General features: G+C 38.9%; 10 protein-coding genes. 4 read left to right on the top strand and 6 right to left on the bottom strand.

The features are described 5' to 3' along the window. The 6 genes from QFX10_RS03110 to QFX10_RS03085 all read right to left on the bottom strand — a co-directional run bounded on the left by QFX10_RS03110 (position 1) and on the right by QFX10_RS03085 (position 7,200). Positions 1-1,032 (bottom strand): glycosyltransferase, encoded by a 1,032-nt coding sequence (locus QFX10_RS03110; protein ID WP_280606764.1) that lies wholly within the window; start codon positions 1,030-1,032, stop codon positions 1-3. Between the two features lie 2 nt (positions 1,033-1,034). After that, positions 1,035-2,033 carry a glycosyltransferase family 2 protein gene (locus tag QFX10_RS03105; protein WP_280606763.1) on the bottom strand — a complete coding sequence of 333 codons (999 nt, stop codon included), beginning with the start codon at positions 2,031-2,033 and terminating at the stop codon, positions 1,035-1,037. Between the two features lie 310 nt (positions 2,034-2,343). Next, positions 2,344-3,219, bottom strand: coding sequence for a beta-1,6-N-acetylglucosaminyltransferase (locus tag QFX10_RS03100; RefSeq protein WP_280606762.1), 876 nt, complete (start codon positions 3,217-3,219; stop codon positions 2,344-2,346). 144 nt (positions 3,220-3,363) lie between these two features. Further along, positions 3,364-5,172, bottom strand: a complete 1,809-nt coding sequence (locus QFX10_RS03095; protein ID WP_280606761.1) for a heavy metal translocating P-type ATPase — start codon at positions 5,170-5,172, stop codon at positions 3,364-3,366. A 308-nt stretch (positions 5,173-5,480) separates the two neighbouring features. Next, positions 5,481-6,347 (bottom strand): DegV family protein, encoded by an 867-nt coding sequence (locus QFX10_RS03090; RefSeq protein WP_280606760.1) that lies wholly within the window; start codon positions 6,345-6,347, stop codon positions 5,481-5,483. 106 nt (positions 6,348-6,453) lie between these two features. Continuing rightward, the gene (locus tag QFX10_RS03085) at positions 6,454-7,200 is read right to left on the bottom strand and encodes a hypothetical protein (RefSeq protein WP_280606759.1); all 747 of its coding nucleotides are present in this window, start codon (positions 7,198-7,200) and stop codon (positions 6,454-6,456) included. Positions 7,201-7,452: 252 nt separating this feature from the next. Between QFX10_RS03085 and QFX10_RS03080 the strand changes: the two genes are divergently transcribed. The 4 genes from QFX10_RS03080 to QFX10_RS03065 all read left to right on the top strand — a co-directional run bounded on the left by QFX10_RS03080 (position 7,453) and on the right by QFX10_RS03065 (position 11,735). Continuing rightward, positions 7,453-7,980 (top strand): RNA polymerase sigma factor, encoded by a 528-nt coding sequence (locus QFX10_RS03080; RefSeq protein ID WP_280606758.1) that lies wholly within the window; start codon positions 7,453-7,455, stop codon positions 7,978-7,980. Positions 7,981-8,216: 236 nt separating this feature from the next. Then, the gene (rfbB, locus tag QFX10_RS03075) at positions 8,217-9,209 is read left to right on the top strand and encodes a dTDP-glucose 4,6-dehydratase (protein WP_280606757.1); all 993 of its coding nucleotides are present in this window, start codon (positions 8,217-8,219) and stop codon (positions 9,207-9,209) included. Between the two features lie 278 nt (positions 9,210-9,487). Continuing rightward, a complete protein-coding gene (locus QFX10_RS03070) occupies positions 9,488-10,492 on the top strand; it encodes a glycosyltransferase family 8 protein (RefSeq protein WP_280606756.1) in 1,005 nt (334 codons plus the stop codon). Positions 10,493-10,511: 19 nt separating this feature from the next. Beyond that, positions 10,512-11,735, top strand: a complete 1,224-nt coding sequence (locus QFX10_RS03065) for a glycosyltransferase family 4 protein (RefSeq protein WP_280606755.1) — start codon at positions 10,512-10,514, stop codon at positions 11,733-11,735. The last annotated feature ends 6 nt before the right edge of the window (positions 11,736-11,741 follow it).

Below are 11,741 nucleotides of genomic sequence, written 5' to 3'. Positions count from 1 at the left end.
CTATTTTAATTTATGCAAGGCTTTTTCAAAATTTTTAAAATAAGTTTGCGGATAAAAAGCTTGGATACTAGCCTTGATCTGCTCTGGTCCAAAGGCAACTTGATCGATCATATTCATCTTTTGGGCAAGTTGCTCGATGTTGTGGAGTTGATAACTGAAACCGTTGCGATCTTCTTGTAAAATGTCCCGATAGCCATTAAAGTTACTACAGATGATCGGGATCCCATGTGCAGCAGTTTCAAGCGCGATCATCGGTAATCCTTCAAAGGTCGAAGTCAAGATCAAAGCGCTTGGCCTGACCTTGATCTGCTCCCAAAGCTCAGCGGTAAAGCCATGCCAGGTGATCCGCTCTGCGATCCCTAGTGAAGCAGCATAAGTCTGACATTTTTCCAGATCTTCGCCTGTACCATAGACATCTAACGTTGCATCTTCAACAAGAGCTAGAGCATCTAAAAGTTCTTTGAGGTTTTTTTGACCTAAAAAAGTGATCCGACCAGCGTAAAAGAAACTTTTAGGTTTAGTGCTAGGTTTGAGCGCTTTAGCGACTGGTTCGATCGGGTTATGGATCAAAAAGATCTTCTCTTGTGCGATCCCGTAACTGATGAGTTGCTCTTTGATCACAGAATTGATCGCCAGATGCCCGTCGGCTAACGGTAAAGTTGTTTGCGCATCAAACATGTTTTGCTCATTTAATGAGAAATGGATCCAAGAGATAAGTTTATAGTCTTTGTGAAATAACTGCCGCAGCCTAGCCCCAAGTTTGATCATTTTAGGACTAAGTGAGATAAAACATGTATCTTTTGAAGCGGTCAAGAAAGTCCAAGCGATCCGAGAAAGACGTTTGAACTTCCCTTCGTAGATACTGAGCGTGATCTTTGGATCGAGCTTTTTTAACCAAGTATCTTCTTGAGGTCGATTGGTCAAGATGAGTTCGATCTCATTTTGATGGCAAAGTTCGTTCAAGACTTTGACTAAGACAGTCTCTGTGCCACCGGTGCCAGAAAGAAACATACATAAAAACTTTAATTTCATAACTATTTGCTAGAATTTTCCTTATTATAATTTTGTTGACTACGTAATTTGAATAATGCGATCGCTAATGCGCGCCACTGAAGTTTTAAAAATAACCCGGGAAGTAAGTGAGGTGTCAAACAATCTTTAAGTGAGATCTTTTGTAAAGCTTCACTGATCACCGGATCGTGTAGGACGCGGTTTAAGCGTCGCTTTTTCTCCTGTGATGTTTCAGGATTATTTTTCGGATAGATCGTGCGCACGGCGATGATATTTAGTTGGATCAAAACATATTTGTAAAAACTTGTCGTCAGCGGTTCAGAACTTTTTGCGATCAACGGTTTGAGTTTAGCTAACGCTGTTAAATAACGTGCTGTTTTAGTCTCATCAAAAGTTCGGGTAGCCGAAGGTGTATCGATCGTATAGTGATAGATGACCAAATCAGAGGAGACGATCGTTTCACAAGCTAATAAATAGCGGATCACAAAGTCACTATCTTCAGCCATCGTGAGCTCTTCATCAAAGTAGAGCTGGTGTTTGATAAGCAATGAACGTTTGAAGAATTTTCCCCAAGCAGTGAGATAGTTTGTTGGCTTGCTGAGCATCAAGGCTAGACTTTGGGCATGATCTAGTCCAGCTAAATTCAAAATGACAGGAGTTTGCCCATGCTCAAAACTAAAAATAGTTAGATCGCTATCAGTCTGTTTCAACTTTGTTACGACTTGAGGTAATGTTTGGGGTAAATAGTGATCGTCAGCATCGATGAAAGTGATGTATGTTCCTTTAGCATGAGCTAAGCCGATATTTCGCGCGTGTGAAACGCCGTGTCCTGCTGTGAAACATTTTACTTTTGGATGATCGTGTGCCAACTTTTGAGCTAATGCTAAAGTCTTGTCAGTTGAACCATCGTCGACAAGTAAGACTTCGTAATCAGTCTCCATTTGTTGGTCCAGGATACTAGCGACTGTTCTTTCTAATGTTTTCACGGCATTGTAAGTCGGAATGATAAAAGAGATCAGCATAATGATATTGCTATATAACGTGTGAAATAGACTTAAAAGAGCTAAGTCGTTTTTTTGGAAAAAATATAGCCTGTCCTTTCATAAAAATATCGTAGAAACTCTTTGATGAAAACGAGTCTAACTCGTAGGGATCCGCAGGAGAGACTGATCCATTCCACATTTTGATTTTCCAATGGATCTGAGACTGTTAGGATCATTTTTAGTTGCTAAACAAATAAAACTTTATCTTCCTCAGAATAGGCTGTGGTAAATAAAGCACTCAGTAACCATGATACTATTTTTTATACAATGTTGCATCTATTTCTCGTGCTCAATTCTGATTATGAGTGTCGAGTTCAGCGATCAAAGTATCTGAAAGACCAGATTCTAATTTGCGCGCAAAGAAGTATTCTTTTTCTTTTAAAGCAGATAGATCACGTTCGTCCAAGATCGCTGGATAACTGCCATGTTGTGGTTCCCATTTGATGAAACGGTGATGGTCGTTTGTGATCCGTGAAGTAAATTGAGGTGCGTTACATAAGATCGTTTGCATCCAAAATTCATCTGAAAAACAGCCAGTTGCAAGCATCTTTTGCAGATCAGGGTGGGTCTTTAAGTAATCTAAGCAATAAAGAGCAGCATCGCGTGGCAGATCGACCCAATTAGCTCCAGCATAGATCTCAAGCTCGATCCCGAGACGTTTGAACTTATTGACACGTAAAAGTGTTTGGATAGCTAACGAAAAGCGGTGATAGATCTTACCAAAGAGCGTTCGACGTTTGATGCGGTCATAGTTAAAGTAGTATTGTTGCCACCAGATGATCGGTTCTCCAGATTTTTTGACGTCACGTGCACGCTCATAAGTCATGTAGATCTTGTCGTCATTTTCAAAACGCTGATAGAGTTTGGGGACATTTTGAGTGACCCAGTCTTGTCCTGAAATAACGTGAACGTAAGTGATCGAGGGGTCAGCTAACGCTTTTTGCATCAAGCGGACTGTTGCTTCGCCGATACTCCAACTGCCCCAGTTGACGGCGACTTCTGAGATATAGTGGATCCCATGTTTTTCAAAAAAAGCCTGGTCGGCTGGCGTGAGTTTTAATTTTTGATCAAAATGAATATAAATAGCAAACGAGCGCTGTAATTTGAGCGCCAGACGCTTAACGTGTTCGACATCTTTGTGGGCTAAGATCAAAATAGCTTGCATAAAAATGATTTAGGTCTGTTTGAGACCTTCCTTTCGTTTAGATTCCGTTATTTTTATCTTAGCTATCTAAGCGTCAAAAAACAAGTTGAAAAGTTCGCTCAAAAAGACGCATTTTGCTACCTTAGCAACAAAATGCGTCTTTTTTTATTTTTCTTTTGAAAAACGAGCTCGTAAGCCCCAAAGGATCGAAACGGTATCGATCACTTCTTGGAAAAGCGCTCCGATGATCGCTGGGATCACCCCAGTACTGGCAACTAACATCAGGAAGATACAAATAAAGATCCCGATCAAAACTGCTTGGCGCGCGATCTTCATCGTGTCTTGGGCGATCTCGACGGCTTTAGCGACTTTTAGGAGATCATCTTTTAAGATGACAACATCTGCTGACTCACTAGCAGCGGTCGCTCCATGAGCCCCCATGGCGATCCCCACATCAGCCACAGCTAAAGAAGGCGCGTCGTTGACCCCATCTCCGACCATGATCACAGGATGCTCTGCTTTAGGCACATCTTTTAAAGCTTGGATCTTTTCTTCAGGCAAGAGTTTGGCTTTGACCGTCGTGATCCCAACGGCTTTAGCGATCTTTTGGGCGATCTGTGGCTGATCACCAGTCAACATCAATAAGTTTTTGATCCCATGGCGTTTTAAAACTTGCATCGTCTCAGCAGCTTCTGGCCGTAATTTATCGATAAAAGAGATATAGCCAAGATATTTACCATCAAGGGAAACAAAGATACTCGTTTGATTTGGTAAAGTGAGCTTTTGAGGCTCAGAAACGACAAAAGAAGCTTTTCCGACTTTTAAAGTTTGTTCGTTGAGTTTGGCGCTGACGCCGTTACCAGTAACTTCGATCAACTCAGTGACTGCTAAGGGTCTAAGGGCTTGTTTTGAAGTATAAGCTAAAAGTGAACGCGCTAAAATGTGACCTGAAGAGTGTTCAGCGCTAGCAGCGTATTGTAAAAGCTCTTCTTTAGTCGTACCTGAAGTTGGGACGACCTTGTCGACAAATAAGCGCCCACTAGTGATCGTGCCCGTTTTATCAAAGGCTGCGGTCTTAGCGCTGGCAAGCTTTTCAAGCACATTCCCAGTTTTGACGACGATCCCATTTCTCGAAGAACGGCTCATCCCTGAAACGATCGCGACTGGAGCAGCTAAGATCAGCGGACAAGGTGAGGCAACGACTAAAACTTCAGCAAAACGAACCGGATCTTTTGATAAGAACCAGGCGATCCCAGCGATCACAAAAGCGATCGCGGTAAAAGGGACGGCATAGCGATCAGCTAGTCTGACAAAATCTGCTGGTGTGCTGTCTGCTTCTTTGACTAATTGAACGAGACGTTGATATTGGCTGTCTTTAGCGAGTTTGTCGACTTCCATCGTGATCGCACTGTCACCGTTGATCGAACCAGAGTAGATCGTGTCGCCTTGATCTTTTGCGATCGGGCGTGATTCACCTGTCAAACTCGCTTCATCAAAGAGACTGCTCCCAGAAATGATATGTCCATCGACAGGAACTGTTTCTCCTGGGCGAACGAGAAGTTTATCCCCGATCTGAGCTTCTTCAACACTGATATCACTAGTTTCTCCGTCTTTTGTTAACTTGTGTGCAGTTTGAGGCGAATTATCTAACAACGCTTTTAACTCAGTGTGGGCTTTTTTAGCGGCATAGTCTTCTAAAGACTCACCACCGACTAACATGATCAACACAATCATGGAAGCCCAGTATTGTCCTACCGCAAGGGTCGCTGCTACAGCAGTGATCGCCAAAAGATCGACGCCATAGTTGCCAGCACGTAAAGTTTTGATCATTTCGACTAACATTGATAAAGCCATGAGAGTACCTGTCAAAGTCACGATGATCTGAGCGCTAAGAGTAGCTTTAAAACCAAATTCAAGGACAGCTGCACTGAGCGCGATCAAAATGATCAAACTAAGTTTAGTTGAGTGTTTCATTGTTTTGTCCCGCTATCTCAATGTGATGGTTAAAGAAAAAGATAGCTAGTCCTTTCATTTTAGTTTAAGTGTTTGTTCTACCTCACATTTTTTCTTAGTAGAAGTAAGTCTTATTATTTCCACTTAAACCGTAACACTCAAAAAAAACAAAGTAAATTAGAATGATTCTAAATAAAAATCATTCTCAATTACAAGTGGCAAAAGCTTGATATATAAGGTTTTTTTAAATTTAATTGTTCAAAAGATAAATGAAAAATATTCTCAATTAGGACAAAAAAAGAGACACTCGTTGGAGTGTCTCAAAACATTTAACGATATTCTTCTGGTTCAGGTTTTTCTGCTAAAGTGATCACCCCAACTGCATTGAGGCCGGTGTGCGTCATGATGATCGGGCTAGTCAAGCGTGCGATATAAGTAGCTTGGCTGTCGGCTGGGAGCAAAGTATCTTTGATCTTTTCTAAAAATTCGGGATCAGTCCCGACATTTGAAAGTGAGAGAGCTTCGATCGGATTGTTTTGATGACGCTCAGCTAATTCTTTGCAATGTTTGATAAATGTTTTTCGACTGCGCCCTTTAGCGTAAACATCTAAACTATGTTCACGTAAACGTACGATGATCTTTAAGTTGATCAATTTTGTCAAGGCTCCAGCAAAGCGACTGACGCGTCCACCAGCGACTAAGCAGTCTAAATTATCAACTAAAACATCGATCGTCGTGCGGGCGAAGATGTCTTCGCAGTGTGCTTTGATCTCTGCGATCGTTTTGCCGGCTTTTGTATCTTTAGCAGCCGCTAAAACTTGAAAAGCTAGCCCGCGGTCGGTCGATTTACTGTTGATGACAGTTACGTCGGCTTCAGACATCTCAGCAGCCGTCAGAGCAGTCTCATAAGTTCCACTTAAAACATCTGAGATCAAGATCGCTAAGACCTTGCTACCATCTGCTCCGAGTTGATCGAATGTTTCGATAAAACGTCCCATGGCTGGTTGACTTGTTTTGGGGATATTGCCTTTTCTAAGTTCATCTACCAGTTCTTTACGGGTGATCGTCTCACCATCGATATAGTTTTTACCATTGACCTCAACAGAAAGAGGAATGATCGTAATGTTGTGTTCTTTGATCTCTTCTGGCGTTAATTGAACTGATGAATCAGTAACGATTTTGATCGGTTGTGTCATAATGCGTACCGCTCCTTGGATAGCTTCATATTATAGTCATTTCCATTATATTATAACTTTTATGGCTTGTGAATCAATAAGACATAGAATCTAAGTCTAGCTAGCGTTACAAACGTCCATATTTCTTTTGAAGTTGGTTGCTTAAAATTTGGACTTGTTCCAGTGAAAAGATCCCAGCATGACGATAAGTCAGACCGACAAAAAATGGTAACTGCGCTTGTAAGATCTGTTTGGCTGAAGGAAAAAACTGTGGTTCTGAGCGTGAAAGGGCTAAGTGGGCTAAATGTGGCAAACTCGAATTGAATTCAGTCACGATCTCATCGATAAAATGATGGAGCGTGGCATATAGATCAAGAGTCGTTTGCAGATTAGTCGTATAGATCTTTTTGTTGATCGGGATCTGAAAACGCAATGTTTGATCTTGTTTAAAGATAAAGGTAACTTCATTTGGACCTGATAAAAAATTGTGATAAGCATGGTGGAGCATGACCCAACTTGTTGGATGACGTGTCTGCCCGCCCAAAGGCATCAAGGCGATCTCGCCCCAAACAAAAGGAAGACACGGCGTTTTAGTTGGGAAAAGAGTAGTGAGGAGCGTACGGATAAAAAGCAGGTCGACTGTTTGTTGGTCGATAAAATGGTTGATGAGGTAAGTCGTCGTACGTTCGCTAAAGACAACGCCTAAAGCTGCGTCAATAACTAAAGAACGGCATTTAGGTAAGGCAAGTTCGTGACAGTCTAAGATCAATAAGGTCGTATAACGATTCAAACGTAATTCAGGAAAATAGGTCCCTTTTTCATATAAGTGTGTTAATCCCTCTTTATCAAGGTGGAGCAAGTGGATGTGATGCATATAAAACCCTCCTTTTTTATACATATTATAAGTACTTTATTGAAGAAAAATAATTAAATAAACATGATTATCTTTTTACTGAATTTTTATAAAAAAAATACATGGCAATGCTGTAGCGTCAACGCTTTATTTTTAAAGGAAAAGTGGTGTTTCAGAGTCTGAATGCAGGTATTTTTATGAAGATATGCAGTCTAGGACAAAGATCAACTTTTTTATATGGTAGGAACAGTTTTAAATATGAGGTGAGAAAAAATGTATGAAAAAGGATTTGCGTATTTATTTGAAGCTGAACACGAAAAGTTGATCTATGGCGTCTTAAAAAAATTGCATGTTATGCGCACTGCTCCGATATATGAAGATCTTCTCCAAGAAGCACGGATCAGCTATGCTAAAGCGTATGAAGAATACTATAAGCGTTCTCCTAAAATAAGATTGAACGTTTATCTCTATCAAAATGTCACCTGGCGTTTGCTTGATCTGTTGCGGAAAGAAAACAAATTAAAGCTTAGAGAGGCAAACATTGGTGATGAAATTTTATTAGAAAAAGGTGGGGTCAGCAACGGAGCCGAAAAAAAAGTTGTACAGCAAGAATTTTTGTCAGAGCTCTATCAAAATTGTCGTCCTCTGGAACAGGAGTGCCTAATTTTACTGATATTTGAAGAGAAAACTCCTACAGAAGTGGCGTTGAGACTGGGCGTCAGCCGGCAAACTGTCTACAATTTGCGTAAAAAGTTGCAAGAAAAATATAAAAGATTAAACAAGGAAAATGAAAAAGGGTAAATAGGTAGTAAATTTGTCAATTATGTAACGTAAATGTAATGGAAATTTATGAAAATATATGTAATCATAATACGGTGTAAGTAGATGAAAATTATCGAGCCTCAGAGGTGATTTATTGCCGAAAATGTAAAAAGGTCAATCGTTAAAAAACTATGCTGATTACTACATACCTATAAATTGATCTTATCTCAGAAGAATAGTTATATTTCGGAAATGTTTTACGAGGAGACTAAGCAATGAAGAACTTACTTGTAACTGGTGGAGCAGGATTTATTGGTAGTAATTTTATACGTTATATATTAAATAAATATTCAAGATATCGGATCGTCAACTTAGATTCTTTAACTTATGCGGGAAATATACATAATTTAGACGATTTAAAGGGGAACCCTAATTATTTTTTTGTACACGGAAATATTCTTGATCAAGAATTAGTTGAATATTTAGTTAAAAAGTATAATATCGATACGATCGTTAATTTTGCTGCTGAAAGCCATGTTGACCGTTCGATACTACGACCAGAGATTTTTGTAAAAACAAATGTTCAAGGAACTGTATCGCTTTTGAATGTTGCTAGAGCATTAGCGATCAAAAAGTATTTGCAAATTTCTACGGATGAAGTTTATGGGACTTTAGGTAAAACAGGATATTTTAATGAATCGACCCCAATAGCGCCTAATTCTCCATATGCCGCAAGTAAAGCCTCAGCTGATCTACTTGTTCAGGCTTACTATGAAACTTATGGCTTAAATGTAAATATTACACGTTGCACAAATAACTACGGTCCATATCAATTTCCAGAAAAGCTGATTCCTTTGCTGATTTCAAATGGAATAGATGGACAAAAATTACCGATTTACGGTGATGGTAATTATATTCGTGATTGGCTCCATGTTTATGACCATTGTCAAGCACTTGATCTTGTATTACATAGAGGGCGTAAGGGCGAAGTTTATAATATTGGTGGGCATAATGAGCGGACTAACAATGATATCGGAAATATGATCGTTAAAGAGTTAGCACTTGATGAAAATTCTATCGAACATGTCCGTGATCGTTTAGGCCATGATCGACGTTACGCGATCGATCCTACAAAAATCGAGTCTGAACTGGGATGGCGCCCTAAATATACTTTTGATATTGGACTTGCCGAGACAGTAGCGTGGTATTTAGAGCATGAAAATTGGTGGCGACCATTAAAAGAGCAGGCGATGTTTAAATGTGATTGACGCACAAAAATTTTAGAGGAAATGGAGGCTGGGGCTTACTTAAATATAGGATCCAACATATAGTATGCTTACAAAGCTCGTATTGTGAAAAAAGATCATTGTTGAATATATCTGGTGGTATCTTTAAGAAATTCTAGGGCTTTTTAGAAAAAATGTTGTTTCTTGTAATTATAGTCTATTTATCAAATATCGAAGTCAAATGATTTCGCCCGCCACATACAATATAGCTTATCTTAATAAAAGGAACTAATTTTTTAAATGGGAGATGGTAATTAAAAATGTTTCAACATAGTTCATATAATGTAGTGTATGCCGCAGACGATAATTTTGCCCCAATTATGGGAATATCAATACTATCTCTTTTTGAAAATAACCAAGATGCAAAAAATATTTCATTAACAATATTAGATACTAATATTTCTAGCAAAAATAAGAAAAAGATAGAGGATCTCTGTGAAAAATATGGAAGGTCGACCCCTAATTGGGTAGTTGCCACGAATATTGAAAATAAGATAGGTATGCGTGTAAATACCGATAGGGGTTCAGTTAGTCAGTATGCTAGAATTTTTTTATCGGAGATATTTTCTGAAGAAATCGATCGGGTGCTGTATCTGGATTGTGATACGTTAATAGTAAGTAGTCTGAGCGAATTATGGAATTTAGACTTAGACGGTAATATCATAGGTGCTTTTAATGACGCATTTAGTAAGTATTATCGGAGAAATGTAGGATTAGCTGAAGATGCAGTAATGTTTAATTCAGGCATCATGTTGATCGATCTGAAGAAGTGGCGCTCATTCAATGTTGAAGATGATTTATTAGCTGTAATGAATCAATATGGTGGCGAAATACAGCAAGGAGATCAAGGATTGCTAAATGCAGTTTTAAGTGATCGAACTAAGGTATTAGATCCACGCTACAATATGGTATCAGTGTTATATGAGCTTACTTATGCTGAGTTAAAGCTTTACCGCAGTCCCCATGCTTTCTATAGTCAAGAAGAGATCGCAGTTGCGAAGAAAGATCCAGTCATCATTCATTATACTAGTAGCTTTATGACACAAAGACCGTGGGAAGTAGGATGTACTCATCCATTGAAAGATTTGTGGATCAGTTATAGGGATAAAAGTGATTGGACTGAAGATGATTTTAGGAGTCGAAAACCTAAAAAATTCAAAAGGCTAGTCAAAATTTTACCGAAACATTTAGTATTGATACTAGCTGCAGGTTTTCAAATATATATGAGACCAGTCTTCTATAGATTAAGGAGCAATAATAAGTAGCAACTAGAGGAGTTATGTGATGAAAGAAAAGATAGCGGTAGTAACTACGGGATATTTTCCAGTTCCAGCCACTAGGGGTGGGGCAGTTGAGGCCCTGGTCGAGAATTTGATAGATGAAAATGAAGAAGAGAAAAAATTAATGTTCCATATATTCTCTTCCTACGACGAAAAGGCGGTAGAGTTTAGCAAAAAGTATAAAAATACAACGTTTAGCTTTATCAAAACACCAAAGATAATTCAATTACTTGACTTGATGATCTATTTTATCTGTACTAAGATCTTAAGAAAATCGAAAGGGATGTCATATAGATATATTTTGCAACGGCTGCATTTTATTGATAAAGTATCAGTAGCTCTGAAAAAAAATGACTATGATAAAGTTGTCTTAGAAAATCATGCTACTCTTTTCATGACGTTGAAAAAACGTAAGAATTATCTTAAATATGCAGGTCGTTACTACTATCACTTGCATAATGTCGTAAAAAGCATGTATGGCTGTGAAGAGGTGATCTTAAACACTCATAAAGTATTAGGCGTTAGCAATTATATCAATGGAACCTTAAAAGACACAGTCGGAGATAGTACGATCAAGTATGATGTTCTACGTAATAAGATCGATAGTGAAAAATTTAGACGTAAGCTAACAGTTGAGCGTCAAAAAGAATTGAAAAGACGATTTAACATAAAAGATGACGAATTAGTAGTTTTGTTCTCAGGACGATTAAATAAGGAAAAAGGGATCAAAGAATTGCTTTTAGCTTGGAAACAAGTGCCAGACATCAAGGCGAAGTTATTGATCGTAGGTAGCTATTATTTTGGTAGTGGGATGAAAAGCCCTTATGAAGAAGAGATCAAAGAGTTGGCTGATCAAATGAAAGATCGTGTCGTCTTTAGTGGATTTATAAATTATGAAGAAATGCCAGATATACTGGCTTTAGCTGATATAGTAGCTGCACCATCAATGTGGGATGAACCTGCGGCTTTGACGATCATTGAAGCTTTAAGTGCATATAAACCCCTGATAACGACAAATACTGGTGGGACACCAGAATATGCTGAGCGTGGATCAAGTATTATTTTAGAACCTGATGCTAAAATAAGTGATAATATTGCGCATGCATTACGAATGTTGGCTAATGATGAGCAAAAACGCGAGCAAATGACAGAGTTGTTGAAACAAAAAACAAAGGGCTGGGGAACAAAGGAATTCTACAACGATTTTGTAACCAAATTGGAGGACTAGAAAGTG

It is taken from the genome of Ligilactobacillus faecis, from assembly GCF_029889745.1.
In the GTDB taxonomy this organism is placed as follows: Bacteria; Bacillota; Bacilli; order Lactobacillales; family Lactobacillaceae; genus Ligilactobacillus; species Ligilactobacillus faecis.
This window is presented reverse-complemented; position numbering and strand designations above follow the sequence as displayed.

Excerpts from the sequence above, each read along its gene's own strand:
- QFX10_RS03095 (WP_280606761.1), bottom strand. The coding sequence starts at position 5,172 with ATGAAACACTCAACTAAACTTAGTTTGATCATTTTGATCGCGCTCAGT.
- QFX10_RS03085 (WP_280606759.1), bottom strand. The coding sequence starts at position 7,200 with ATGCATCACATCCACTTGCTCCACCTTGATAAAGAGGGATTAACACAC.
- QFX10_RS03090 (WP_280606760.1), bottom strand. The coding sequence starts at position 6,347 with ATGACACAACCGATCAAAATCGTTACTGATTCATCAGTTCAATTAACG.
- QFX10_RS03065 (WP_280606755.1), top strand. The coding sequence starts at position 10,512 with ATGAAAGAAAAGATAGCGGTAGTAACTACGGGATATTTTCCAGTTCCA.
- QFX10_RS03100 (WP_280606762.1), bottom strand. The coding sequence starts at position 3,219 with ATGCAAGCTATTTTGATCTTAGCCCACAAAGATGTCGAACACGTTAAG.
- QFX10_RS03070 (WP_280606756.1), top strand. The coding sequence starts at position 9,488 with ATGTTTCAACATAGTTCATATAATGTAGTGTATGCCGCAGACGATAAT.
- QFX10_RS03110 (WP_280606764.1), bottom strand. The coding sequence starts at position 1,032 with ATGAAATTAAAGTTTTTATGTATGTTTCTTTCTGGCACCGGTGGCACA.
- QFX10_RS03080 (WP_280606758.1), top strand. The coding sequence starts at position 7,453 with ATGTATGAAAAAGGATTTGCGTATTTATTTGAAGCTGAACACGAAAAG.
- QFX10_RS03105 (WP_280606763.1), bottom strand. The coding sequence starts at position 2,033 with ATGCTGATCTCTTTTATCATTCCGACTTACAATGCCGTGAAAACATTA.
- rfbB (WP_280606757.1), top strand. The coding sequence starts at position 8,217 with ATGAAGAACTTACTTGTAACTGGTGGAGCAGGATTTATTGGTAGTAAT.